Raw genomic sequence first — 26,536 nt, forward strand, 5'->3', positions numbered from 1 at the left:
GCGCCGAGCAGAGAGCCGATTCTTCGAAGTACGAAGTATATTGACAGAATGCATGCATAAAAGACGTCCCTCATTGCAAGGTTTTTTATCCGCTGGTTTAAATGTGCTGTCCTAAAAGAGCGGGCTACTGATGCGTATTGCCGAATCAGCGTTTAATGCGCTTTGGTGGAAAATTGACTTATGGCAATTAACGCCGAATTAGGATTGGTATTGCTTTTCGGGCCAGTCGCCGCTGTTAAACGCGTACCGGTAGCTGTCGCTAATATGACCAATGTCGATAGCCCAGCGTCCAATTGATGAAAGCCGATGTGACAGTACAGTTCCGGCTGGCCCTAAACTAATCAGGATAAGTTCTGAAGAATCTTGCTCTAGTCGAGTTAGCAACCTGTCTATATCCGAAAAAGCGTTCTCCGGTCGAGATTCTATGATTGCAGCGGACGTCGCATTAGAGAAGAGCTCGGGGACTAGATCAAAGCTAGCACCTCGTCCAGTAACGACGGTTACTGATTTTCCATTCCAAACTTCCCTCCAGGCGTCTAGTCCAGCCTGACCTAGAGTTTCGAAGAATATCGGGCGGGATACGTGGCTGTTACCGTAAACTCCTCGGTGTTCGATCAGTTGTCTGAACTGGTCCCACACATCACTCCACACCTCCGACCAGTGTTGTTCGCGATAAAAGTGGGGGAAGCCCACTAGGAGCTGACCCGTCTGATCTGCCAGCACAGCACGTAGGGATTCGGCCAGCTGAGGGGAATTCTTTTGAAATTTCAGATTGTATTGAGGGCGCAACATTAACCGGATCTCTCCGTCACCGAATCTTGAAAAGCTGATTTGACGATCGCGCAGTGAGTTAACGGTGTCTAAAAAGGAAAGTTGCTTCGTGTCGACAGTCGTCTGGATCTCTTCGAAGATCCTAGTCATTGAAGAGTTGCGAATCACGTTCTGGGTATGGCGGTTGGTCTGCGACTCCCAGAGCAGTTTGGACGAAATCTCAAGTGACCTGTTCGCTGTGATCCGCATCGCCTTTAATTCAACAAGCAAAGATTTCAGTAATTCGTTTTGGTCCTCATTCATTTGAAAAACTGCTTCCTGTTGATTTTCATTGTACAAATGCTTCGGAGAACGGAGCTGCGCGCATTGTTGTGGCTCCACGCCGACTCCGATTGCAGACAGGATCGATAGAAATAACGGCGAGAGATATAAGACTGTTCTATGATGGCTGTCGGCATTCATGCTGCTTGTTTTCCACACGTTGCAGTGAAATGTCTCAGGCAACATCTCTAATAGCTCTGACATTCCATCTGTGCAGTCTGGGTCTGAATTCGACGTTAATATGTGTAGGTTAGTGTGGTGGTCTGGGCGGTTGTCTAGATTCAAAGCCTCTTTGCGAATAATTGAATCCAGAATGGCGGTGTCCTTGTCCTCTCCAAGGATGCCGGCAAGTATTTCCGGCCGGTTATTGCTAAGATAGCGGGATACTAAGAGTTGGGGCGCCAGTGCAACTATGTTTTTTGCTCGTAGTCTTAGGCCGTACGCAATTGCCGCTGTCCCTCCCTTTGACATTCCTGCAATTGTAACGTCCTGCATTTTAAATCCATGAGTTTTGCAATACTCTAAAAGAAACCGAGTAGTCGCTTCGAAGATATCCAGAGAACCAGACCACATTAAATTATAAGAATATTGTTTTTTAGACTCATCGTTGATGAAGAGTAAATGAGCCCTGTTTGAATTCATTGAGGTGCCATTTGGTCCATCAAAATCCAGCCATTTGCGATTCGTTCGGATTGAAGAGAAGACGACGATTAGTTCAGAGCTATCCTTTCTGGCGTTTCGTTCGCTGTACTCTACAATCTCGCCAGTGATCGCGTCAGTCCACCTGACTGTATTGTGTAAACCAGAATCTATGGCCTTACGGATTTTTTCAATAATTTTCGAAATCTCTTTGGAGCAATGTTCCTCTGGTGTGTTGGCGGTAAGAATGAGCTCTGCAATTCGGTACCGATTTGACTCTATTTTTCTGACATTGGATATTGTGGACCTGAGTATTCTCTCTACCTGCGACGAATATTGTTTGTTTCGTGATACTAGTTCAAGTTCACAACGGTTTGAGACTATCCGTAGATCAAAGGCGAGGTCAGCAAAATCTCGTTCCCAGGCGAACACGCTGGTGCGACCGGCCCATATCTTCTGGCCTGTCCATTTGTAATCAGTCAAGAGATCAGTCAGCCTAATATGGATTTCTATAAGGCTGGGTGTGTTATCTGGAAATGTTTGCCAACTCACTTGAGACACTTTCATTCTTGAGGAAAAGTTGCTTGATCAGAATTCAACGTAGCTTCCATCGCCAGTCGTAGTACTTGTCTGGGTGACGCCAGTTGCTGCCGTATCTAAGGGATAGGAAATCCTCGGCGTGTTTAGGAATTGCAATCTTGATACCGTCAATGCTTATGCTATTTCCAGTCTCAAACCACTCGCTGGGAATTTCTCGGAGTTTCATGTTCTCCATGTGTACAGTAGCTATTCTGTCATTTATCCATAGTCCGAATAGGTCAATATTCGCCGTTACGCTGGGTTTGGTGACATGGGAGTTGAAGTACTGTCCGTTGGCGTGGACATTCCAACCGCGTCCCTTCAGGTAGTCGCGGAGTTCGTCCAGTTTTGTTATGTACTCGGCTTTAGAAGACGCATGAATGGGGGCAAAGACATCGAAATCGTCATCATGTTCAATGAGGTGTCCCGTTCGCACGCCACCGAGAAGGCTGCCGTATGCGGCCAACAGAGTTGACTGGTTGTAAGAGTGGAGGTCGGAAGCGAGGTCTTTTACGAGTCTTCTTAGTTCCGGGAGCTTCTTTTTAAGTTCGCCTTTAGGGCTGAGGCCATGGTGTAGGAGCTGCATGGCACTTGCGCCGATGCTTTTCGTGGCCCTATTGATTTCTGACTCGAGTCTCTCCAGGTGCTCGCGAGTTGGCAGAACAAATTCGAAGTTTCTGTATGCTGAGCGTGCACCGGGCATCTCATGGACCTGTGCGCAAAGTATGTAGGCTAGGAGGAACCAATCGTCTCCTTGCAACTCGTGCCAACTATTCGGTGCTCTCTTTGTCGGTATCAGTGCGCACAGAGAATTTCGCACAGCTCGATTAGGTAGCGGCATGCCCATTTTTACCCGTTCGACCACCGCACGCACGGTGTTATTTCTCCATCGTCTGGCCTCAGCAACATTTTGGATTTCCTCGTTTGCCACATCGCCGCCTGCAATAGCGGAAACGTCGTCTAATACTGTGGCTCGGTGGGCCTTGGACGTCGAATCATAGAGGACGCACTCCTTGGATTCTGCGTCTTCTATTGTGACTCGAATGGCTCGAGAACGGAGGCCAAGGCTATCTGCTCGGTTGAAAATTTGGAGAGCATCAATCTGGATTGGTTCTTTGAGATTGATCTGCCACCACGGGTTCTTTTCCCGCATCGTGTGGAGGTTCTCCAGACTTGAGAGGCCTTGAGGTAGATAATTGTTCTCTTTCCTTACTGAACTTTGCAGAATCTCGATCTGATCGTCATCAAGATGAACTACTTTCCCGGATTTCCGGGCGAGGATGCCGCGCAAGTTCAGAAAGTCTGCTTCGTTGTCAGTTCTCGCGATAGTGACTCGAGCTATTGTTCCATGGTGGGGGAGGTCTAGTCGATCAAACCAATTTCCACCGAAGTACCCGATCGATGGTGTAGTCTCGTTCGCCAGGTTCGATAGCGGTTGAAGATCCTTAACTTTGGGCAATTGACCTGGCTCCTGTTGGCCTAGCGGGACGGTCTCGGTCGTCACTAGCTGGGGTATCGCTTAGCGTGACATACCGCGAATAGCAAAAGTGTTTCTTAGTATATTACTCGTCGCATCTTGACCGAGCCCAGGCCTGGTGCGTTGGATTCCGCCGGTGAAATCGTGGGCTCGATTAGTTGGTTTTATGCGTCGGTTTGCTGGGGATGGTCACCCTGACTTGGTTAGGCGGACATCTTCTCGGACTAGTCGATATTTTTGCCTAGAGTGATCGACCACGGCTCATAGGGTTCGATCAGATTGTCTTTAATTCGATCGATCAATGTTTCAATCGCTCTTAGGTCCTGATTGAAAACTTGCGTTGGCTCGTAGTTCCACCAGCGAGAGTCGATCAATGCTGTACATAACTCATCGGTGAAACGGCGTCGAATGGGTTGAGCTGGGTTGCCTCCGACGATTGTGTAGGGAGCCACGTCTTTGGTTACGAGCGATCCAGCGGCTATGACTGCTCCAGTGCCGATTCGTATCCTTGGCGAGAGCACGACATTAGATCCAATCCACACATCATGCTCGATTATGGGAAAAGCTGTGGGTCGGACTGGAAAGGTCTTTGAGTGCTCGTGCAGCTGAGGAGTCATATGTTCCGAAAAGAGCTTGTTGCGCGGTCTGAAAGTAATTGCGGACGAGGTGATTGTGTCGGTTGGATGAGTGGAATCGAGGATCTTGAGGCCAGTTGAGATTGAACAGTATCGACCTATGCTGACCTCGTGAGGTAACGCCGAGTATGTGTAGGAGAACGAGCCAATAGAATTGAAACCTGAAGCACTGCCTCCTCCAACTAGTCCTCGGTACGGCCCCCCGTATAGTGCGGAATTCTGTTCTAGAGTGACCGGCGAGGGCAAGCTGACTTCAGTGTCTTCTTTGACCCAGCCGTACCTCCCGTCCTGGAGGGGAGGAGAGTTGTATCTGAAGAAGACCTTGTGTCGGTAGAGATCCTCCAGGATCTCTGATGTGAGCTGTGCTTTATAGGTCATGTACTGAGCTTAGCTGGGTCGCTTTGACGAGTCTTGCACGGAATAGTAGCTCGCTGATGTCACCAACCTCAACCAGCAGTTATTCTAGTATTTTCCTAGTGGTCAACACTTTAGGCAGCAATCTAGGACTCTACGGGCTCGCCTGAGGTTAGATTCTGCTGATTCCTCGTAAGCCTGGTCCTCCTTGGAGTAGTCACTGGTGCGGCCGGTGGTGACACCTTGAACGCCGACGACTTGTTGCGCCTTGGGCATCTTTTCAAGGAGACGTTGAGGGGGCGCCTATCGGTCACCAAACAGGTAGTTTCAGGCTTGCGCAGTGGTTTTAGAGCAATATAGTCAAGACTGTTGGTGATAAGAAGGGCTACGGTAGATGTGGGCAAATACGGTGGTGATCGTTTCGTGTGCGATTGCTCTAGTAGTGACTGGCTGTACGGATTCCGATCGCGACGGTGTAGTCCCAGAAAGTTCGAGCCGAACCTCAAAGCCGAGTCCGATGCCTACCGAATTCGAGCAGAATACTAAGGTAGATGTCAGCGGGAAATCTGCCTTCATCGTGGCGACAGCCGAGGAGACGCGTCGAGAACTGAGTCACGCCAATCTTGGTATTTCGTTTGAGTCAACAGATTTGGTCGACCCGCGGTTGGATCCGGGGCTATCGAATCTCGCCGGTCAGCTGGAATTTCTCGGTTCACCTTCTTTGCGCTTCGGGGGTAACTCACTTGACCGACGGACATTTTGGTCCTCGAACGGCGAGAGAACTAAGCACCCGGAGGAAGTAACCGTTACCCCAAGCGATCTCAAACGCTTAAAGAGGCTTGTCGATGTCACAGATTCCAAAGTAACTCTTGGGATTCCGCTAGGAACCTATGACCCGAAACGCGGAGCCGACATGGCTGCGCATGCGGTCGATATCCTCGGCGATTCCTTGGTCGGTCTTGCAATTGGGAATGAGCCGAACGGGTACACGGTTAAGGACGTGCCCAACGGGGCGGTTCGAGGCAAAGGGTGGAACAAGGAGGAGTACGTTAAGCAGCTCGAGGCGTATGCGAAGGCGATCCATGCGAAGCGACCTGATGCTCCCATCATCGGTCCCGACGTCTATGACGGCGAGTGGATGGACGCATTTGCCGATTCCGACGTCAAGAACAAGACCTCGATCTCGCAGCACTGGTATCAGCTCCCGGAATGCGGCTCCGGGAAGGTACCCGGACGCGGACCTCAAGCAGAGAATCTCATTGATCCCTTGGCGAAGAAGTCAGCGAAGAAGAATATCGGTATCGGCAAGGAAAAGGCCGATGCGGCTGACCTGCCTCTTTGGTTGGAAGAAACCGGACCAACGAGCTGCCCCGGAACGAACGACACCTCATTGACCAACGCTTCCGCACTGTGGGCAGCCGACTACACGCTCTACGCTGCGCAACTTGGCGTGGAACGGATGGCGATGCACTCCATGCTGGGTGCGTGCAATGGGGGAGCTCCGATGTCGCTTATCTGCGACCCAGCCGATCATGGGCAACAATCCGATACATTCGTTCCCCGCCCAAACATGCTGGGTCTCAGACTCGTCGTCCCGAGCATCGGTGGAACGTTCACCAAGACCTCGGTCAAGGGTGGTGGGAACATGAGTGCTTACACCGTGTCGAAAGACAAGGGGAAGACGCTCGTGACGACGATCGTCAACGCCAACGACGCGGCGGAGGTTGGTGGCAATCCGGTGACGCTGAAGATGCCGTCAGGATTTTCGGTGGACAAGGCTTCGCAGGTGTACGGGCCGTCCAATGATGCGAAAAGTGCGACGAAAGTGATTCCGGCCAACCCGTTGCCGGATTCGATCCCTTACAGCGGCCCGAAGAAGACTGGCAGTGCGAGTGCGTCAGCGAGCCCGGGTGCTAACGATGACGAGCTCAATATTGATATCGCAGGCAGCTCGGTGACTGTCTTCATCATGCGCAAGAAGTAGGGTCAGTACCCCAGTGACACCAAGTACCGGAAGAAGTCGGGCAAGTCCTTGCCAGTCAGTGCGTCCTTGAGCGCAGGCATGGCTTCGGCATCGAAGTCGATGATGACGGTACCGTCGTCTTCGCGGCGCGAAGTCGTTGGAATGGTGACCACAGCTGTGTCATCTGATTCAAGTTGGCGGAGGGTATTGGCGATCTTGCCAAGCTCCAGAGTCGTCAGCCCCGCATCATGGTGGATGCCGCTGGCGAAATGACCGAGCACTGTTGCGCCCTTGTTGGGATCCTTTGCCAGGCCGCTTGTCTTGAGGGCCTGGATGAGGGCACGTAGTGCAGCTCTTTGATTGCGGGTGCGTGTTTGGCCGGCGTCGTCGATCGGATCGGCCGTGGTGAAGATTCCCGCCGTGTCGGCGGTGAGATGGTTGGTGCCCTCGATGAAGTCGGTGCCGCCTGCAGAGAATTCTGCGCGGCTGTAGACGGGAAGGCCGCCGAGTTCGGTGATGACCTGGCCCAGTGCTGCCGATTCGAGTTCGGCGACGTGATCGATGCGCACACCGAGGATGTCTTCGACCATGGCGACGATGACCTGCCCACCGCCTTCATCGGCGATGGCGGCGAAGGTCAGACCTGATTCGATCCGCGCCGAAGGGTTGAGCGTCATCACGGCTGCGAAGTCATTGGCTTCAGGGATATGGATGATGGCGAAGGTGTCACCCTGGCTGGTGGTCTCATGTGCCTGACCGGGATGCGTGATCCGCAGCAGGAGAGAGCGAGCCTCGGTGGTGCCGGGGCGGATGTCATCGGGTGGGAAGATCGCCTCGTCGGGCAGGATGCGGGAGGCATCGTCGAACTCGGCTCGGGCGCTGTTGAGGTCCTTGATCGAACCTACTGCCGAGACCATCTTCTTCAGCTTCGCCATCGCGGTGCGTCTCCCTCGGTGTGATCAGTACTTAGCCTGCAGTTTCAATCATAGCGGGGACGAGGCAACAGATGTTGTTGGGTGGGTACGGGAGTGCAGGGCCACCTCGGCGTCACTTCTCGGTGGTGCCGCTCAGCGCACCGAACAGGGTCAGCCCCATGCCCAGGGCCAGAAGGATCGCGGCGGCGATGAAGCTGCCGATGATGGTCTCGCTCAGGGCGATTGCCACAAGTGCGGGGCCGGCGATCTGGCCGAGGCTGTACCAGGTCATCAGCTTCGCGGCCGCGGCAGAGATGCCCATCTGCGTGCCCACTCCGATGACCATCATGACCACCCCGATGAAGGTTCCGCCGAAGAGGATTGCGGAGACGAAGAGCAGGATGGGGTTGGTGGAGAAGACGGCGAGGACGGCCCCACCGACCTGCAGCGAATAGCACAGGGCAAGTCCTCGGCGGGTGCCGATGCGAGCAGCGACGTTCGACCAGATCAGAGGCGAGACCGCGGTCGCCGCGCCAGCGACGATCCAGGTCGATGCGGCTGCGCTCTCGCCGAAGACGGGCTCGGCCAGAACAACAAGGTAGGTGCCGATGATGATGTAGCCGGCACCCTGGAAGAAGTGGCCTGCGGTGAGGGAGGCCAAAGCGCGGCGTCGAGTCGGGGTGACGGGGGTGTCTGTTGGTTGCGCGTGTGGGGGAGTGGTCTGCGCGGGTTGGCTGTCTCCTTCATTGCGGGCAGGCAGTGGCCAGTTCCAGGCGATGAGAGTGAACACGGTGCTGATGACTGCGCAGACCAGCCAGAGTCCGCGCCAGTCGAGGACACTGCTGGCGGCAAGGACGATGGCCCCGGAGATGAGAATGCCGGTGCCCACACCGGCGTAGACGACGCCGGAGTCCAGGGGCCGGCGGGCCACGAACGGGATGTGCCCGGTGATGGAGACGAAGATGAGACCTGAGGCGACGCCCGCGAGAGTGCGCACCACACCCTGCCACGCGAGACTCTCGCTCACAGGCACGGCGAACAGGCACAGAGTGGAAGCGACGAGAGCGACCCTGTAGGTGACGCGGTCGGGGTCGACCCAGCCACGGGCAATGACCAAGCAGCCGAAGAAATATCCCACATAGTTCGCGGTCGCGATCCAGGCACCCGGTGTCGTGGACCAGTGCAGAGCGGCGACCATGAGGGGGAGGACAGGGGTGTAGAAGAACCGGCCCATACCCATGGCCAGAGCGAGTCCGAGCGTGCCGCGGAAGGCAGTGGGGTTCACGGCGTTGCCTGCACTGGGTCCCACGTTCATGCCTCCTGTTCGCTCGTCCTCGGGAATGATGTCACGAAAACGGGGCGACCGCCTCGGTGAGGGTGGGAACGAGACGACACGGGTGCGCGTGGCTCAGGCGTTGACGGTGGAGACGTTGGGGTTTAGGAATCTACTCGCAGGTTATTGCCGGCAGTCTCTCCGCCGTCGATGGCGATCGATGATCCGTTGACGAACCGTGACTCATCACTTGCGAGGTAGAGCACCAGGCTGCTGATCTCGTCGACCTCAGCCGCACGACCGGCCGGGACCTGTCCCAGGCCGCGCTTCAGACCAGCAGTCAGCGGTGTGGTCACCGACCCGGGGTGGATCGAATTCACCCGGATCCCGAATTCGCCCAAGTCCAGCGCGGAGGTCTTCGTCAGTCCCTGGACACCCCACTTGGCTGCCGAGTACGCGGCACGGTGCTTGAAACCGACGAGGCCCGCGATCGAGGAGATGTTGATGATCGAGGCGGTCGGATTCTTCTTCAGTTCTTCGACCGCGGCTTTCATTCCGTAGAACGTGCCGGTGAGATCGATGTCGAGAGTCCGGTGCCAGTCCTCGAGCTCGGCGTCGATGACCGAACCGGGGGTGTAGATTCCGGCGTTGTTGATGAGCACATCCAGGTGGCCGAAGGTCTCGACTGTCGAAGCGACTGCCCCCTCCCAAGAGGCGAAGTTGGTGACGTCGAGGTGAGTGCTCGAGGCCGCAGTTCTGCCTTCGGCCTTATTGATGTCGTCGGCAAGGGCCTGCGCGGTTGAGTCCTGCAGGTCCCCGATGACGACGCTGGCGCCCTCTGCGGCAAGAGCGCGAGCGTGGGAGGCGCCCATGCCCTGAGCGGCCCCGGAGATGAGGGCAACTTTGCCGTAAGCGCGGCCGGTGCGAGTTGTGTTTCCAATGTCTGTGGCGGTCGAATCAGTCATGCCTTCAGGCTAGATCTGGCAAAACCGGCTGTGACGGGATTGTTTCGTTCAATGGATCAGAGTGCGGAGTCATGACTATCCTGTTCCTAACAGGGAGGTATCTATGGCGAACTCGCCCTCCGGTGAATCGGTTATCCATCGTGCGATCAGAATTCTGTCGGTATTCGGGCCCCACACGCAGAGCCGGGGCCTGCGCGAGATCGCGCGTGAAACCGAACTGCCGGTGAGCACGGTCCATCGGATTCTCAATGAGCTCGAAGCCGAGGGGGTGGTGATCCGTGATCTCAACGGCAAATGGATGCACGGGCATAGGCTCTGGGAGATCGCCTCCCGCGGAGCCGAAGCCTCCGACCTGCGGAAGGCTGCCCTCCCGCCGATGGAGGACCTCGTTCAGGCTCTTCACGTCCACATCTCACTGTCGGTACTCGATGGCACCGATGCACTCTACGTGGAACGACTGGCACCCGATGAGTTTGTCGTCAACATCACCGAGGTGGCTGGCCGGCTCCCGGCCCACGCCTGCTCGGCTGGTCTGACGCTCACCGCCTTCGGCTCTGTTGAACAGCAGGAACTGATGCTGCGTCGACGCCTGGACAAGCTGACAGATCAGACGATCGTCGAGCCGCACGAGCTGCGCCGAGTCTTTGCACGCATCAGGCACGAGGGCTATGCGGCGATGGAAGGCATCATCGTGCCCGAATCCAGTGGTGTCTCCGTGCCCGTCTACGGCGACCACGGGACGGTGATCGCCGCACTCACCGTGATCAGACCACGCGGCGAGGAAGACCTCAACGTGGTTGTGCCCCAGCTGCGGTTCGCATCGCGTGCGACCAGCCGGCGCCTGGGAGTGCGGTTGGAGGCTCCCCGCGTGCGGCGGTTAATGGACTGAGCATGTGACTGTCCCGTTCAGCTGAACATTCCGTTCTGTTCAATGGATCATCTACTCCCGGTCGCCTGTGACGTGGGCAACTCTGGGTGATGTCCACATCAGAGAGGAGTGGAGGCTGAATGAGATACCTCAACCACGCAAACGCAGAGGCAGCCCAAAGCCGCAATTTCGACGTCGTCATTGTCGGTTCGGGTGCCAGCTCATTGACCGCAGCGGCAACGGCCGCAGATGCAGGTCTCAGTGTCATCGTCTTGGAGAAGTCCGAACTGCTCGGCGGCACCTCGGCAGTATCCGGGGGCATGCTCTGGATCGTTGACAACGACTTCGCCCGCGAGGCCGGCATGAACGACTCCCGGGGCGAGGGACGCATCTATGCCGATGCCGTCGCCCGTGGCAGGGGACGCCCCGAGCTCCTCGACGCAGCACTTGACCACGGCGTCGACATGCTCCGCTTCGTTGTTGCGGAGCTGGGACTGAAGTTCCTGTTCCTTGATGACTTCCCTGACTATCGACAGGATCTGCCCGGTGCTGCAAAGGGCGGGCGAACGATCGAACCGGACCTGTACAACGCCCGTGCAGATCTGGGCACACTCTTCGACCACATCAGAACCGATGGTCGACTGCCGTTCAGCATGCAGGAATACGAACGCTGGGGTGCCTTCACCCGTTTCCCCTGGCAGGAGCTCCAGGAACGCAAGGACCAGGGGTACGCGGCCAAGGGCCACGCTCTGGTCTCCATGCTCGTCGCTGCGTGCGTGTCTCGAGGCGTCGTCTTCGCCGTTGAGGCTCGTGTTGAACGATTGACGACGGACAACGGGAGGATCACCGGCATCGTCCTCGACGACGGTGCCGCCTTCAACGCCGGCACCGGAGTCATGCTGGGCACCGGAGGCTTCGAATGGGATCACGAACTCGCCGATTCTCTCCTGGCCTCACGCCTGTACACGAAGTGCTCCCCACCGACGAACACCGGTGATGGGCTGAAGATGGCCCAACGCATCGGCGCCACCATTCGCGGCACCCGCGAAGCCTGGTGGGCACCGATGTCAGTGACCGGGGGCCTGCGCGATGGCCAGCCCATCGGTACGCTGCTGCGCTTCGAACGACAGGGCCCCGGGTCGATCATGATCAACAGGCACGGCGAACGCTTCGCCAACGAATCACAGAACTACAACGACCTGGCCCGGGCTCTTCACTCGTGGGATTCGGCAAGCAACCAGACGTTGAACACCCCTGCCCATGTTGTCTTCGACCAGTCCTACCTCAAGCGCTACGGCATCCTGGAACATCGCGCCGGGCAGCCGCTGCCGGACTACCTCATCGCCGGCGACAGTCTGGAAGAACTCGCCCAGAAGATCGACGTACCGGCCGAGAACCTCACGGCCACCATTGAACGATTCAATCCGATGGCCGAACGCGGCATCGACGAGGACTTCGGCCGCGGCGAATCCGCCTACGACCGCTACTGGGGTGATGACGACAATCCGTGGCCGAACCCATCGCTGGCACCCCTGCAGCACGGCCCGTACTACGCCATGGAAGTCGTCAACGGGGCATTCGGCACCTGCGGAGGTGTGGCCACCGACGGCAACGGTCAGGTCCTCGACCCCGACCACCTGCCGATCCCAGGACTGTTCGCAGCAGGCAATGTCACCGAGTCGCCCTACGCAGCCGGCTATCCCGGAGCCGGCGCCACCCTCGGACCGTTGATGACGATGGCCTACCTGGCGGGTCGAACGATGACCGGCCAGAGTGCAGAATTCTCCGTTGCGGACCGAGCCCCCGCCTCGGCGGCGGTGGTCGACGCATGATCCGCCACATCGTCATGTTCCGCTGGAAGCCTTCGTTCACCGATGATGTCCGTCGTCAATGGACGGCAGGACTCGACGGGCTGCAAGAGCAGATACCCGGTCTGCTCAATCTCGTCCACGGCCCCGACGTTCTGCACACGGACAAATCCTGGGACCACGTCATCATCGCGGATTTCTCCACACCCGAAGACATCGAAGTCTACAATTCTCACCCTGCGCACGAAGCCATCAAGCCATTCTCTCTGCCCAATGTTGAGCAGCTGGCCTATGTGGACTTCGAGCTCTGATGCCGAAAGGCGACACCTCATGACACACGCGATATCTCAGCCCGCGCCCACAGGCGTCCAAGCACGCAAAACTCCGCGCAAAGCGGCGCTCGCCGCCTTCATGGGATCGACCATGGAGTACTACGACTTCTTCATCTACGGCACCGCGGCAGCTTTGGTGTTTCCGAAGCTCTTCTTCCCCGAAGGCGACCCTGCACTGGCAACGGTGGCCGCATTCGCCACCTTCGGAGTCGCCTACGTGGCGCGTCCGCTCGGCGGCCTCGTTCTGGGACACTTCGGGGACCGCATCGGTCGTCGCAATGTCCTGCTCGTTGTCCTGCTGATCATGGGACTGGCCTCATTGGGCGTCGGCTTCCTGCCGACCTACAGTTCAGTGGGTGTGCTTGCACCGATCCTGCTCGTCGTTTGCCGACTGGCCCAAGGGTTCTCCGCTGGTGCCGAATCCTCGGGAGCCTCATCACTAACCATCGAGCACTCACCCGAGAACAAGAGAGGCTTCTTCACCTCCTTCGTCATGACCGGTTACGCCGCCGGCATGGTGCTGTCCACACTGGTCTTCATTCCCATCACCGCGCTGCCCGAAGACGCAATGCTGTCCTGGGGCTGGCGGATACCGTTCTACCTGTCCGCCGTCGTGCTGGTCATCGCATTCTGGATCCGTCGTCGGCTCGACGAGACCCCGGAGTTCGAACAGAAACAGGCCGAAGGTGCCGTCAAGAAGCTGCCGGCCAAGGACGTGCTGCGCTACCAGGGCCCCGATGTTCTGCGAGTCCTGGGCATGTCGATCTTCTCGGTGATGCAGACCCTCTTCAGCGTCTATGGACTCTCCTACGCCTCGAACACGGGCAAATTTGAGCAGCCGCAGATCCTGGCGGTCAACGCCGTCGCCATCGGACTGTCCATGCTGATGATGCCGATCGCCGGTGCCCTCAGCGACCGGTGGGGACGCAAACCGCTCATGCTCACATCCTTCGTCGGCTGTTCCATCGCCTTCTTCTTCTACTTCATGGCGCTGAGCACCGGCAATATCTGGCTGGTCGCCGCCGCCTCCATCGCGTTCATGACCGTGCTGTACTCCGGGTTCAACGGAATCTGGACCTCGTACTTCGGTGAACTCTTCGCGACGCCCGTGCGCTACACGGGCATGGCCATGGGAAACCAGCTCGGACTCGTCGTCGCCGGATTCGGCCCCACCATCGCCGGAGTGCTCATGGCCGATGGTGATCACGGCTGGATTCCGGTCGCCGTCTTCGGTGCGATCTGCTCCGCGATCGCCATCCTCGCCTGCCTGACAGCCAGGGAGACGGCCCATACTCCGGTCGCCCGCCTCGGCGAACCCTATCTGCGGGCGACGGGCGAATGGGACAAGGAACCATCGGCCGGCCAAGCGACTGCCACCGTGTCGAAGGATGCGCAGAATTCTTCGGCCCCGGGTCGGCACTAGCCACCGAATACCGAACACACAACGCCACCAGAACCACAGAAAAGGAGAGTCCCCTCAATGACTTCCACCCCACGCTACAACCTCAACTCCGGCGCCGACGCGGTCTGCGACGTCCTCGTCGTCGGTTCCGGGGCATCCGGACTGGCCACCGCGATCACCGCAGCCCACCAGGGACTGAACGTGATCGTCGCCGAACAGAACCGCTACATCGGCGGCACCACGGCCATCTCAGCAGGCTGGGCGTGGGTGCCGGGTAACCCCAAGGGTGCTGAGAAATCCGAAGACACGAGAGCCGAAGCCGAGGCCTACCTCCGGGCGCTTGCTCCAGACACCTACGATGAAGCCGGAGTCACTGCGTTCCTCGACACGGTTCCCGAAGCCATCACGTTCTTCGAAGAGAACACCGACGTCAACTTCGTCTACCCCGACAAGGCACCGGACTACCAGATGGATCTGCCCGGAGCGCGAATCGGCGGGCGAGCACTGCTGCCCGACGATGCCGACGTGCGGATGCTCGGGGAACGACGAAAGGAACTCCAGCCCTACCTGTCCTCTTACACTGTGTTCGGCTACATGCCCCAGGTGGGCCCGGACCTCAATGAGTTCTTCCACGCGAACCAGTCACTGAAGTCCTTTACATACGTGGCACGGAAACTGCTGAAGACCTGGGCCGACAAGGCAGTCTCCCAGCAGCCGCTGAAGCGCACCAACGGCTCAGCACTGATCACGCGAATGGCTGCATCGGCCTTGAAGCTGGGAGTGCGGATCTGGACCTCGAGCCCAGTCGAGCAACTGATCCGCGAGGACGGACAAGTCACCGGTGCGGTGCTGTCGGGCAAGCACGCCGGCAACATTCGCGCTCGCCTGGGCGTGGTGCTGGCCGGCGGTGGCTTCACCGGCAACGAGGAATTGCGGACGAAGTATTTCCCCCACGATCCGCATGGTGACAACCACTTCACTCCCACGCAGGGTCACAACGGCACCTCCGCCGAGATGGCCATCGACGCAGGCGGCTACATCAACAATGACGTCTTCACACCAGGCTCGTGGGCACCGGTGACCGTGTTCAAACATCTTGATGGACGGCAGCGCCTGTTCCCGCACCTGCGCCAGATCGGGCTGCCGGGAATGATCACCGTCGACCCGGAAGGTCAGCGCTTCGGCAACGAAGCCCTGAGCTACCACGACTTCGGCCGCGCCATGCTCGAACACGAGAAGGGAGCCCGCCATACCTTCGGCTGGGTCATCGCCGACGCCAAGTGCATGCACAAATACGGCATCGGCTACGCCAAACCATGGCCGATCCCGCGCAAGTACTTCTACGACACCGGATACCTGGTCAAGGCCGAGAGCCTGGCCGAACTCGCGGAGAAGATTGACGTGCCGCAGGAGAACCTGGCCAATACAGTCCAGACCTTCAATTCGGGAGCGGAGAATGGCGAGGACCACGAGTTCGGACGCGGATCGACCGCATACAATCATTTCCGCGGCGACCCCGAGCACAAGCCCAATCCGAACCTGGCACCGCTGGACAAAGGTCCGTACTACGCGGCGAAGGTCCAGATGGGCGACCTCGGATCCTTCGCAGGACTCCAGACCGACGAGCACTCAGGAGTCGTGCGCAAGGACGGTTCGACAATCCCCGGCCTCTACTCGGTCGGAGCCTCAGCCGTCTCGATCTTCGGCGGCGGGTACCCCGGATATGGCTCGCACATCGGACCCGCACTGGTCTTCGGATACCGGATGGGCCGCGATATCGCCGAGGTTGCCGCGACGACGGGCAACCTTGAGACAGTGACGCGGGCACAACAGGTTCGTGCGTGACGGGGCGTCTGGCGTTGCCGTTCTCCGATGCCACTGCCGTCGTCACCGGCGCGGCATCGGGGATCGGTGCCGCCATCGCTGAGATGTTGGCGCGACGTGGGGCTCGGGTGGTGATCGGCGACATCTCCGAGATTGCGCAGGAATTCGCCGACTCCGTGGCTGCCGAAGGCCTCGATGTCATTGCGCAGCGCACGGACACTACTGACGAGGAGCAGGTCGCTGCGTTGGTGAGAACCGCCGTCGACGAATACGGCGGACTCGACATCTTCGTGGCCAACGCTGGTGTCTCGGAACCCAAGGCGCCGATCGACGAGCTCGATGTCATGCGTTGGAAGCAGGTGATCGACATCAACCTGACCGGCACCGCGCTGAGCTTCAAACACGCGTTGCGCCAGATGCGAGCCGCCGGTTCCGGATCGATCGTCGCAGTGTCCTCGATCCTCGGGTTGGTCGGGCAAGATCGGTCGACGTCTTATTCCGCGTCCAAGGCGGCCCTAGTCAACCTGGTCCGTTCGACCGGCCTCACCTATGCCGATCAGGGGATCCGGGTCAACGCAGTCGCACCCGGCTACGTTGATACTCCCCTTGTGGCGAGCCTCGACGAGCGTGTCCGAGACACGATGGTCGAGAAGATGCCTATAGGCAGGTTGGGGACGCCGGAGGAGGTCGCGGAAGTCGTGTGTTTCCTCGCCTCGGATGCGGCCTCCTTTGTCACCGGTGCCACCTGGTCAGTTGATGGTGGGTACGTGGCGCAGTGAACCGCCTCGGCGGGATGGCATGACAGGGATCGGGCTGCGGAACTGCATGGCTGCCTCGGTGAGGCAAAGACACAATGGACGGGTGCGCGATATTCCTCAGGATGCGTGGGCACTCGTCCCACCTTCAGCCGCGGCAGATGGTCATCCTTCAGCGCCGGGCAGCGGGGCGCCGACAATGTTGCGGACTGCGGCATAGGCGAAGACCAGCCCTGGCCCGATCGTAATTCCTGGCGCGGGGTACGTTCCGCCCATGACTGACTGCATGTCGTTGCCCACTGCGTAGACTCCCGGAATCGGAGCACCATCGCCGCCAAGCACCGCCGCCGTGCCATCCGTGACATAGCCGGTCGCGGCACCGATATCGCCGGGAAAGAGCTGGACAGCGTAGTAGGGTCCTCCCTCGACCGGAGCGACATTGGGATGCCCTGTCGCTGAGCTGGCATCCCCGTTGAATCGTTCGTAATCATTGGAGCCGCGGTGGAAGTCCGGATCCTCACCTGTGCGGGCTCGCTCATTGGAGTGCTCGATTGTGTGGACCAGTTCTTCGGCTGGTACGCCAAGCTGATCTGCGAGTCCAGGCACAGAATCGGCACGGTACAGGTATCCTTCATCGACCTGTTCCAACAGTTTCCGTTCGCTCTGGAACGGGTGAACCATGCCGAGTCCATACCGGTGCATTCCCTCGGCATCGGTGATGAGGAATGAGGGAACCGACCTGCCTGGGCGTTCGTGATCGTGGAGGACCATTCGCATGCCGAAGAGGTGATAGCTCGTTGATTCGTTGAGGTATCTGTGGCCGTCCTGATCGACGACGATCATATGCGGTTTGGCGCGATCCATAACGAAATGAGGGAAGACGGCCCAGGAGCCATCGGGCCGGCGACGCCGGGAGACGGGGGCATAGTACGTGTGCGCTAGGGCGCTCGTGCCATAGCGTCCGCCGAGGTCGTCGACTAGGTCATGAGCCTGCCCGGTATGCCCGGGCGCTCCTGGGCACCACTCCATGTCATGCCCGGGCAACATTTGTGCCCGACGCTGTGGGCTGCGGTTGAAACCACCGCTGGCGAAGATGAGGTTGGCGGCTGTAATGGTGATGTCGTGCCCGGCCTGGCTGATGACGACCTGATAGGTCGGTTGCCGGCCTTCGGTAGCTGGTGATGACGGGGCCTTCGCTCCGGTATTGATACGCGCGATCGAGCTGATCTCGCTGTGTGTGTGGACCGGTACTCTTCGCTCGTCAAGTGTGTGCAGCAGGCCGGCGACGAGGGCGTTGCCCATGGTGCGGCGGCTGTCGGTGCCATGTTCCTGCAAGGAGTCGCGGAATGCGCGACGTAAGGTGAGCAGGTGTAATCGGGACTCGTCTTTGGGATGTGCGCCGAGAAGGTGCTCGATATCATCGCGTTCCAAGGACATGCCGCCGAAAACTGTGAATTCGGGCAGTGGCGGTCGCACAAGCTCCAGACGTTTACCGAGAAGTGCGCCGTCGAATGGGTACGGTTCAAGAGCGCGACCAGAGAGGCGAGATCCAGGGAGCTGGGTGAGGTAGTCGGGGTGAAGTTTACGGGCCCGGTAGGTCACATGCGATCCGTTCTCCATCACCGTGACGGCTTCGGGGCCCAGATCGAGGAATGTCTCTCGCAGCTCTGCAGGGGAGTGAGAGCCGACTGCTGCGTCGAGGAATTCTCGTGCTTCATCCTTGCTGTCTTCGGCTCCCACCTCTTGGACATGGTGTGTGCCGGGAACCCAGGTTGTGCCCGCGGTAAACGCTGTTGTCCCGCCGACGTATTCGGTGCGTTCGATGACCGCAGTCGTCAAGCCAGCGATCGCACCGTAGGCTGCGGCTGAGAGTCCGGCGCCACCCGCGCCGACAACGACAAGATCGACGTGGTCGCCGTCGTTTAGTTTGGCCGGTTGTTCACCGGCGGAGGTGGGGATTGATGTGGAAATCTGAGTGCTCATGATGGCTCCTTGATGGTGGGAAACTCAGTACTGCGCGATGTGGTCTCCGGCGACGAAGGCGCGGACAACGGCCGAACCGAGGGTGGAGCCTCCGCCTGGATAGGCACCGTGGAAGACGGAAGCCGCCACATTTCCTGCTGTGTAGAGATTTGGGATGACCTCGCCTTCGAAATTCACTACTCGTCCGTGTTCGTCGGCTTTGAGACCGCCGCTCGTGCCGAGCGTGCCGCAGTGGATCGGTACTGCATAGAACGGTCCCTGTCTCAGCGCTCGAAGGCAGGGGTTCGGACTGACGCTGGCGTCCCCGAGGAACCTGTCCTGTGGGGTGCTGCCGCGCCCGTAGTCGCGGTCGACTCCGCTATCGGCGTCTTCGTTGAACCGTGCAATCTGATCGGCCAGCGCACGGGGATCGACATCGATCTTTGCGGCGAGCTGTTCGACGGAGTCGGCCTCGGTCATCCAGTCCGCGGGCTGGCCTGGGGTTGACCCGGCGACAGGGTAGGAATCGAGATAGTGGCGGTCGAAGACCAACCAGGCAGGAGAGCCTTTCGGAGCCAGACGATGGGCATCGACGGCTCCGAAGACTCGGCTGGCGTCGTGGTAGTTGAGGGCTTCGTTGAGGAACCGTCGGCCATCCGCACCGATGGTGATCGATCCGGGCAGGGTCATTTCGACATTGCCCATTCGACCGGACTGCCTGCCGTCATATGTCTGCTCAGGAGGAGTGATGACCGGTACGCCCCAAAACGTAGTCATATCGGAGACGGCGCTGCCCAGACGCAAGCCGAGTTCGAGCCCGTCGCCTTCGTTCGAAGGAGCTGATATCGGGGCGACCGGATGGGAGAGAAACGAGTTCTGCATTGACGGATTCCATTCGAATCCTCCCGAAGCGATGACGACGGCGTCGGCGACGATTTCAGTGTCTGCACCCGCCGTGAGGTGCCAGCGTTCGTCCTCACCGCGAGTGAGTGCGGTGACGGGCGCACCGGCTGTCACTAATACATTGCGTTCGAGCGCCGAGGTTAGCAGGCTTGCCACAAGAGCACCGCCCATGGTCCGTACTCCGGTTTCGGCTCGTTGCCTGAGAAGCTCGGGGTCAGCGGCGGCACCATTGAGGTCGTCGCGCTCGGCCATGGTCAGAAGAGGGAAATAGCTGGTTGGCCGAATAGCTTCGCGCAGGCCCGAAACGGCCCCGACGTCGAAGGCATTGTTGTCGAGGCTGCGGCCGCCCTGTGTGGCTCCCGGCCATTCGAGTCGGTAGTCCGGTCGTGCCAGGGGAGTCAGCGAGACCTGGGTGTGCTCCTCGAGATATTCGATCGCCTTTGACGCATTGTCCACATACCAGGCAGCCTCGGCTTCGGTCAGCTGTCCGTTTGTAGCGGCGGTGACGTAGTCGATGGCGGCTTCACGGGAGTCCTCATAACCTGCCTCGGCGCCGAGTGGATTGGCGGGTGCCCAGATCACGCCTCCTCCGACTGCAGTTGTTCCTCCCAACAATGAGGCCTTTTCCAGCACCACGACGCGTTCGTGGGCATCTGCGGCTCGGGTCGCCGCAGTGAGTCCAGCCGCACCCGAACCGATCACCACAACATTGACATCGGTGGGGAGCTCTTTGACTGGGGTCGTGATCATCGAGTTCTCCTCGGCATATCGATGAGGACCTTCCCCACCCGTTGAGTACGGTCCCCAAGAGTGCGGAACGCACTGTCAAGATCGGTGACATCGAAACGGTGTGTGATCAGACTGCGCACAGTGTCAACATGGCGCGAGATGAGTTTGAGCGCTTCGGGCATCAGACCTTGGCTATTGCGACTGCCCAGCAGATCGATCTCCTTGAAGGGCACCAGGTTGAGCGGGAAGCTAGTCGGATGGGCCGAGATCCCCACCTGCACGACGCGTCCCGCTGGTGCCACGGCACGCAGTGCGTTCTCCAGAGAGGCGGGTAACCCGGTGGCTTCGATGACGAGGTCAGGCCCGTCCGGTGCCTCCTCGCCGATCATCTCTGACAGCTCTCGTGAGGGAAACGGTTGACCGGGATTGATGAGCAGAGTGTGATCGCTGCCCATAGAGGTGGCCATCTCGACGCGATCAGGATTCGTGTCGGCTGTGACCACTGTTGCTCCGAGGTCGTGCAGAGCAAGAGTGGAGAGCAGCCCAATCGGGCCGGCACCGAGAACGAGAACCGTGTCGCCAGCCTCGGCGCGGCCTCGAGTGACAGCTTCGAGAGAGATCGCGGCGGGTTCGGCCACTGGTCCGAGCTCGGTGGGAAGGCCGTCGGGCAGCCGGTGCAATTTGTCCACGGAGACGCTGAGGTATTCCGCGAACCCACCATCGCAGTAGCAGCCTAAGACGACGAGGTTCGGGCACACATTCGCACGCCCGCGTCGGCAGGTACGGCACTCGCCGCAGCTGATGAGCGGATCGATGACGATGCGCTCGCCGACAGAAACTTCGGTGGTGTCTGTGCCCTGAACGGTTTCGCCCAAGGCAACGACGGTGCCGGCGATTTCATGTCCCTGAACGAGGGGGAGCTCCGAGGTGTAATCGTCTTCCCAGATGTGGAGATCGGTGCCGCACAGAGTCACATGCTCGACCTTGATGAGCGCTTCTCCGATTCCTGGTTCGGGCTGAGCAGATTCGAAGTACTCGAGTGACTTCGCGGAAACGGTTCGAACCGAAAGCATGATCGCGTGGCCTCAGTTCGACTTGTCGAGACGCGAAGCCCCGAATTTCGGGTCCCAAGACTGGACCGTGCGCTGCACATATCCGCGCTGGGCGAAGGGGTCCTTCTCCATGGTGGCGTTCACCGTTTCGGTCGATTCGCCGCGGATGATGAGGAGCGCCCCCGGTTCCGGGCCATCGGCGTCCGTGGGACCGCTGACGACGAGTGTGCCCTCTTCATTGAGTGTCTTGAGGAATTCGAGGTGCAGGGGGCGGTGCTCATCGCGACCGGTATCGGATCCTGCGGCGTAGCTGTAGGTAACTGCGAAGAGTGACATGTTCTGGGTCCTCCTTGATTTGATTCTGCTTGGTGGCTCACCAATTGCCGATGAGCCGAGAATTAGGGCAGGGGCCTGCCGAAACCCTTAACGGGATGCGTGCGCGCCTGAAATGACGGCCGATTCCCGAAGTGCAGAGTTCGTTCCTTCATGTTCGTCCGCGAGCGATTGCGCAAGCTCGAGACCAGTGATGTAACCGAAGGTCATAGCGGGACCGATATTGACCCCGCCAGCCGGGTAGTGCCCACCGAACAGGTTCTTCTGATCGACTCCGACCACGTGCACACCAGGAATCGGTTCGCCGGTATCGTCGATCAGCCGAGCTTTGTCATCGGCCCGCAATCCGGCGAAAGTCCCGAAGGACCCTTGACGGACTCTGACTGCGTAGAACGGTCCGGTCTCGATCGGTGCGAGAGTTGGGTTCGGCTGTACTTCGGGATCGCCTCCGTAGCGATTGAATGGTGTCTCACCTCGGTGGAAGTCGGGATCTTCGCCGAGGCGGGCGCGGCGATTGAAATCGGTGACTGTTCTGACCAAACTTTCGGGGTTGATACCGCATTTGTCGGCTAGCTTCGTGAGGGTGTCGGCTTTGATCAGATAGCCCGAATTGAGGAATGGGAGTTTCGGGACGGGGCGCGGCATGGCGAAGCCGAATGGATAACGGGCCACGGCACGGGAGTCGGCGATCTGCCACGCTTCAGCGGCATCGCCGTCCTTGGTAGCAGCGTTGAGACCTGTGACGTAGTCCCAGTATCCGTTCGCCTCATTGACGAATCGTTTTCCGTTGCGAGTGACGCTGATCGATCCGGGTTTGGCACGGTCCATGATGTGTGGAAACACGCCGTTGCGGCCGCTTCGATAGGGGTACAGGGAGACTGGGCACCAAGCCGCAGGAGAGGTTCCTCCGGTGTCGAGGACGCCTCCGACAGTGCGGCCCAGTTCGATGCCCATGCCGTCTGCAGTGTCCGGTGCCAGAGTCCAATGATCATCGTTGTCCCGATTGTGGGGGAAGTGTTCCTTCCGCATGCCGGGATTCGCCGAGAATCCGCCCGCGGCGATGACGATGCCGCGTTCAGCTAAGAATGTACGGCGTCCGTGAGGCGTATCAACCACGACCGAGGTGACGCGCCCGGTGTGGTCTTTGATCAGCTGGATCGCTCGGTGATTAACACGAATGTCGACTCCGCTGTCGACCGCTGATTTCATCAAGCGGGCGACCAGCGCGACTCCGTTGACGTAGTGCATGCCAGACCCCTGCGTTGCGAGGTCGAAGGTGTAGCCGAGGACGCGTTTGGCCGAATGCCACCAACCGCTGGCTTTGAACTTGGACGCGGAGAGAAAGCCTTGCAGGTCGGGGCCGGCCATGATTCCCATGCCGAGGAATGAGGTCTCCCAATATTGTGGCGACATGATCTGACGCAGTTCCTTGGAGAAGGCACGACCGTTGACTGGCTTGGGCCCTACCGAGCGATGGCCTGTGCCAGCGTGGGGGAGTTGACCGTAGATGTCGCAGATCTTCTCCCCGGGAACGAATTTGAGCGAGGTTTCGTGTTCGAAGAAGGACACCATGTCCGGTGCGTGACGAAGGAATGCGTCTGTCCTGGCTTCCTCGTAATCGTCTCCGACGGCGGCCTTGAGGTAGGTCTTGATGTCGTCAATGGACTCGTCGACTCCGTCAGCGAGTGCGAACTCATTGCGGGGCGCCCACATCCAACCACCCGAGCGAGAGGTCGCGCCACCGCAATGGCGATCCCGCTCGAGGACGAGCACCCGTAGGCCGTGATGGGCCGCTGTCACCGCGGTGGAGAGCCCGCCAGCGCCGGAGCCGATTACCACGACGTCGAAGGACTCGTTCGTCTCGACAGCGGAGCGGCCCCCCAGGCCATCATGGCCATTCAGCTCGCTGGTGCGGTCCGTCGGACCAGTGGTTCTGCGCGGCATCATTGCTCCATTCGCGGTTGTGTGCGGGTCTGGTGGCGAGCACCGTCAGCCATCCGCCATCGATACACGCCAAGCTCGATGAGGTGATCGAGGGCATGTGGAAATCGTGCATGGCACGGAGCCACCGAACAAGGGTTCTGTGCTATTGATTCTTTATCTATCCGAAACTATGTAGCTTTGGAGACATAATCGCGGATATGCTTGACGGGCCGTCGGAGCGGCTAGGTGAAGGGGATCAGGAGAGGGAGAAGCGTGGAGATTCGCTGGTTGGAGGCATTCGTCGCCGTTGCCGAGGAGATGCACTTCGGGCGGGCAGCTGCCCGCTTGCACATGGCCCAGTCGCCCTTGAGCCAGGTGATCCGCCGCCTGGAACGTGAACTCAAGTCGCCGCTCTTTGAGCGCAGCACTCGGTCGGTCGGTTTGACCGCGTCGGGGGAGGCGCTGCTGCCTTATGCCTACCAGGTCATCCAGACTCTGGGGAATGCGGTCGATGCCACTCAGAGTGCGCAGGGAATTCCGACAGGTCAGCTGAGCATTGGATTCTCCGGTGTGCACAATCACCACACACTGCCGCGGCTGACCCGTTCATTGCGTCGTTCCTACCCCGGAGTCGAACTGCGGCTGGTCGGTGGCGTCCGCACGCTTGACGGTATCCGCAGGGTGCAGAAGGGCGATCTAGATGCGGCATTCATCGGTTTGATCGGTGAGGTCGACGAGCCTCTGCGCACTCGTGAGATCTCCCGGCAGCATGTCGGCGTCGTGGTGCCCGTCGATCATCCATTGGCCGAGCGCGAATCACTTCATGTAACCGAGCTGCGCAACGAACCTTTCGTGATGGGACCCATCGATGGGAACTCCTCTATGACCGTGATCGCCCGTCAGATCTGCCAGGGCGCCGGATTCAATCCGCAGGTCGCGCAGACTGTGAGCGACCCGTTCCTCGTCCTCAGTATGGTCGCTGCCGGAGTCGGCGTGACACTTGTATCCTCCGAGGTGGTGCCGATTCTGCCTGAGGCGGCGACCTGGGTTGAGATTGAGGATCGTCCCTACCCCTTCCGACACGGTGTCGTCTGGTCAGACGAAAACGATTCCGTGCCGTTGAAGGCATTGATGCGGGTCATTGACGACGCATTTGGGGATTCGGTCGGCGACGACGCCTCGTCGACCGAAGGGGGCTCTGACGGTGGGGACGCGGTGTCCACTAAGTAGAATCGGCACATAGTTCTAGACCTTTTACATCCTGGACATTCCTCAATCACGGACGCACACTCGAAAAAGCGGCACCGCCCACAGGGTCGGCGCACAGCTTTCCCGACACGTCAGTGACTCATTGCCGGCGGAGCACACAACGAAGTGCTGATCCGGTCGATGCAAAGGAAATCCAATGACCATGACTGCAAAACCGACGTCACACGTCACCCACTCCGACAAGAAACGCAGGAACGCTCGCAACGCTGCGATATCGGGCTTCGCCGGAAGCGCGCTCGAGTACTACGACTTCTTCATCTTCGCCACAGCTGCTGCCCTCTACCTCCAGGATCTCTACTTCCCTGGAGCTGGGGCGAGTGGACAGCTGTTCTCCCTGGCGACGATCGGCGTCGCATACATCACCCGGCCATTGGGAGCGCTGCTCTGGGGCCACCTCGGCGATGTCATCGGCCGGAAAAAGGTGCTCATCGCGGTGTTGGTGCTCATGGGGGCCTCAACCTTCGTGATCGGACTGATCCCGACCTACGCTCAAATCGGAATCTGGGCACCGATCATCATCGTCGTCCTGCGACTCGCTCAGGGGCTCTCAGCGGGCGGTGAATCGCCAGGTTCGGCTTCACTGTCGATGGAGCATGCGCCAGATAATCGGCGAGGCTTCTTCTCGAGCTGGACGATGGCCGGAATCACCTTCGGCATAGTCATTTCTTCTGCCGTCTTCATTCCGATCCAGATGCTGCCGGAGGAAGCTGTGATGAGCTGGGGATGGCGCGTGCCCTTCTTGCTCAGCGCCGTCGTCACCGTCGTCGCTCTGATTCTGCGTCGGACCCTCGACGAACCCGAGGTATTCGTCGAGACCAAGGCCAAGGCTCTTGTGGTCAAGGTTCCCGTCTTCGAACTCGTGAAAAGCCACCCGAAGAAGCTGCTCCTGGTGACCGGTATGAGCCTGTTCACGATGGTGAACACGATGATCAACGTCTTCACGCTGACATACGGTACGGAAGTTTCCGGCATTCCCAAAGGCGAAATGCTGGCCTTCATCAGCGTCGCTAACCTCATCGCAGTTTTCACTCTTCCGATGTGGGCTCATCTGTCCGACAAGTTCGGACGCAAGCCGTTGTTCATCACGGGCACGGTGCTCCAGATAGTGCTGATATTTGCGTTCCTGTGGGCTCTGGCCAATGGCGAACCATCGAACACCGTCATCGTCTGGATCCTCGGAATACTGCTGGTCGCCGGCGCCTACTCGATGACCAACAGCATTTATCCCGCGTATTTCCCAGAACAGTTCCCGGCAAACGTCAGATACAGCGGTATGGCGATCTGCCTGATGATCGGCCTGCTGCTGGCAGGGTTCACTCCGGCCATCGCCCAATCCATCTCCGGTTCCGATCACAACTGGATCGGAGTCGCGCTGTTCGCCTCGGTCTGTGTGGGTATCTCCGGAGTGTGCGCACTGCTCTGCCCCGAGACCTATAGGACTCCGACCGAGAAGCTTGGCCTCTCTGCTAAGAAGGAAGTCTGACT

General features: G+C 59.0%; 20 protein-coding genes. 9 read left to right on the top strand and 11 right to left on the bottom strand.

The genetic code is table 11. The features are described from left to right. Nucleotides 1-198 precede the first annotated feature (198 nt). From LQ788_RS03155 to LQ788_RS03165, 3 genes are all read right to left on the bottom strand, one after another. A complete protein-coding gene (locus LQ788_RS03155; RefSeq protein WP_231445202.1) occupies nucleotides 199-2,283 on the bottom strand; it encodes a GT-D fold domain-containing glycosyltransferase in 2,085 nt (694 codons plus the stop codon). A 43-nt stretch (nucleotides 2,284-2,326) separates the two neighbouring features. After that, the gene (locus LQ788_RS03160) at nucleotides 2,327-3,769 is read right to left on the bottom strand and encodes a discoidin/SUN/FTP domain-containing protein (RefSeq protein ID WP_231445203.1); all 1,443 of its coding nucleotides are present in this window, start codon (nucleotides 3,767-3,769) and stop codon (nucleotides 2,327-2,329) included. A 242-nt stretch (nucleotides 3,770-4,011) separates the two neighbouring features. After that, a complete protein-coding gene (locus LQ788_RS03165; RefSeq protein ID WP_231445206.1) occupies nucleotides 4,012-4,800 on the bottom strand; it encodes a CatB-related O-acetyltransferase in 789 nt (262 codons plus the stop codon). A 493-nt stretch (nucleotides 4,801-5,293) separates the two neighbouring features. Between LQ788_RS03165 and LQ788_RS03170 the strand changes: the two genes are divergently transcribed. Further along, the gene (locus tag LQ788_RS03170) at nucleotides 5,294-6,760 is read left to right on the top strand and encodes a hypothetical protein (RefSeq protein ID WP_231445208.1); all 1,467 of its coding nucleotides are present in this window, start codon (nucleotides 5,294-5,296) and stop codon (nucleotides 6,758-6,760) included. 2 nt (nucleotides 6,761-6,762) lie between these two features. Here LQ788_RS03170 and LQ788_RS03175 read toward each other — a convergent pair whose 3' ends face one another. The 3 genes from LQ788_RS03175 to LQ788_RS03185 form a co-directional block, all read right to left on the bottom strand. Next, entirely contained in the window at nucleotides 6,763-7,674 is a 912-nt protein-coding gene (locus LQ788_RS03175; RefSeq protein WP_231445210.1) for an LCP family protein, read from the bottom strand. 112 nt (nucleotides 7,675-7,786) lie between these two features. Further along, nucleotides 7,787-8,968, bottom strand: coding sequence for a YbfB/YjiJ family MFS transporter (locus LQ788_RS03180; RefSeq protein ID WP_231445212.1), 1,182 nt, complete (start codon nucleotides 8,966-8,968; stop codon nucleotides 7,787-7,789). A 122-nt stretch (nucleotides 8,969-9,090) separates the two neighbouring features. Then, entirely contained in the window at nucleotides 9,091-9,891 is an 801-nt protein-coding gene (locus LQ788_RS03185; RefSeq protein ID WP_231445214.1) for an SDR family oxidoreductase, read from the bottom strand. Nucleotides 9,892-9,994: 103 nt separating this feature from the next. Here LQ788_RS03185 and LQ788_RS03190 point away from each other — a divergent pair, with 103 nt between their 5' ends. From LQ788_RS03190 to LQ788_RS03215, 6 genes are all read left to right on the top strand, one after another. Continuing rightward, complete coding sequence (locus LQ788_RS03190) at nucleotides 9,995-10,780, top strand: IclR family transcriptional regulator (RefSeq protein ID WP_231445216.1); 786 nt, start codon at nucleotides 9,995-9,997, stop codon at nucleotides 10,778-10,780. A 119-nt stretch (nucleotides 10,781-10,899) separates the two neighbouring features. Beyond that, nucleotides 10,900-12,591 (top strand): FAD-dependent oxidoreductase, encoded by a 1,692-nt coding sequence (locus LQ788_RS03195; protein WP_231445218.1) that lies wholly within the window; start codon nucleotides 10,900-10,902, stop codon nucleotides 12,589-12,591. After that, nucleotides 12,588-12,878 (top strand): Dabb family protein, encoded by a 291-nt coding sequence (locus LQ788_RS03200; RefSeq protein ID WP_231445220.1) that lies wholly within the window; start codon nucleotides 12,588-12,590, stop codon nucleotides 12,876-12,878. Before LQ788_RS03195 ends, LQ788_RS03200 begins: the two co-directional genes overlap by 4 nt. 19 nt (nucleotides 12,879-12,897) lie before the next feature. Next, nucleotides 12,898-14,322, top strand: a complete 1,425-nt coding sequence (locus LQ788_RS03205; RefSeq protein WP_231445222.1) for an MFS transporter — start codon at nucleotides 12,898-12,900, stop codon at nucleotides 14,320-14,322. 57 nt (nucleotides 14,323-14,379) lie between these two features. Beyond that, nucleotides 14,380-16,146 (top strand): FAD-dependent oxidoreductase, encoded by a 1,767-nt coding sequence (locus LQ788_RS03210; RefSeq protein WP_231445224.1) that lies wholly within the window; start codon nucleotides 14,380-14,382, stop codon nucleotides 16,144-16,146. After that, on the top strand, nucleotides 16,143-16,904 hold the full coding sequence (locus LQ788_RS03215; protein ID WP_231445226.1) for an SDR family NAD(P)-dependent oxidoreductase: 762 nt from the start codon (nucleotides 16,143-16,145) through the stop codon (nucleotides 16,902-16,904). Before LQ788_RS03210 ends, LQ788_RS03215 begins: the two co-directional genes overlap by 4 nt. Nucleotides 16,905-17,045: 141 nt before the next feature. Here the strand turns inward: LQ788_RS03215 and LQ788_RS03220 are convergent, their stop codons facing one another. From LQ788_RS03220 to LQ788_RS03240, 5 genes are all read right to left on the bottom strand, one after another. After that, a complete protein-coding gene (locus tag LQ788_RS03220) occupies nucleotides 17,046-18,863 on the bottom strand; it encodes an FAD-dependent oxidoreductase (RefSeq protein WP_231445228.1) in 1,818 nt (605 codons plus the stop codon). A 24-nt stretch (nucleotides 18,864-18,887) separates the two neighbouring features. After that, nucleotides 18,888-20,495 (bottom strand): FAD-dependent oxidoreductase, encoded by a 1,608-nt coding sequence (locus LQ788_RS03225; protein ID WP_231445229.1) that lies wholly within the window; start codon nucleotides 20,493-20,495, stop codon nucleotides 18,888-18,890. Further along, nucleotides 20,492-21,547, bottom strand: a complete 1,056-nt coding sequence (locus LQ788_RS03230) for a zinc-dependent alcohol dehydrogenase (RefSeq protein WP_231445231.1) — start codon at nucleotides 21,545-21,547, stop codon at nucleotides 20,492-20,494. Before LQ788_RS03230 ends, LQ788_RS03225 begins: the two co-directional genes overlap by 4 nt. 12 nt (nucleotides 21,548-21,559) lie before the next feature. After that, nucleotides 21,560-21,862, bottom strand: a complete 303-nt coding sequence (locus tag LQ788_RS03235; protein WP_231445233.1) for a YciI family protein — start codon at nucleotides 21,860-21,862, stop codon at nucleotides 21,560-21,562. 87 nt (nucleotides 21,863-21,949) lie between these two features. Continuing rightward, nucleotides 21,950-23,806, bottom strand: coding sequence for an FAD-dependent oxidoreductase (locus LQ788_RS03240; protein WP_231445235.1), 1,857 nt, complete (start codon nucleotides 23,804-23,806; stop codon nucleotides 21,950-21,952). A gap of 249 nt (nucleotides 23,807-24,055) precedes the next feature. On the opposite strand from LQ788_RS03240, the gene LQ788_RS03245 reads away from it, so the two are divergent. Next, nucleotides 24,056-25,012 (top strand): LysR family transcriptional regulator, encoded by a 957-nt coding sequence (locus LQ788_RS03245; protein WP_231445236.1) that lies wholly within the window; start codon nucleotides 24,056-24,058, stop codon nucleotides 25,010-25,012. A 175-nt stretch (nucleotides 25,013-25,187) separates the two neighbouring features. Beyond that, complete coding sequence (locus tag LQ788_RS03250) at nucleotides 25,188-26,534, top strand: MFS transporter (protein ID WP_231445238.1); 1,347 nt, start codon at nucleotides 25,188-25,190, stop codon at nucleotides 26,532-26,534. Nucleotides 26,535-26,536 lie beyond the last annotated feature (2 nt).

Source organism: Brevibacterium zhoupengii (assembly GCF_021117425.1).
GTDB lineage: Bacteria > Actinomycetota > Actinomycetes > Actinomycetales > Brevibacteriaceae > Brevibacterium > Brevibacterium zhoupengii.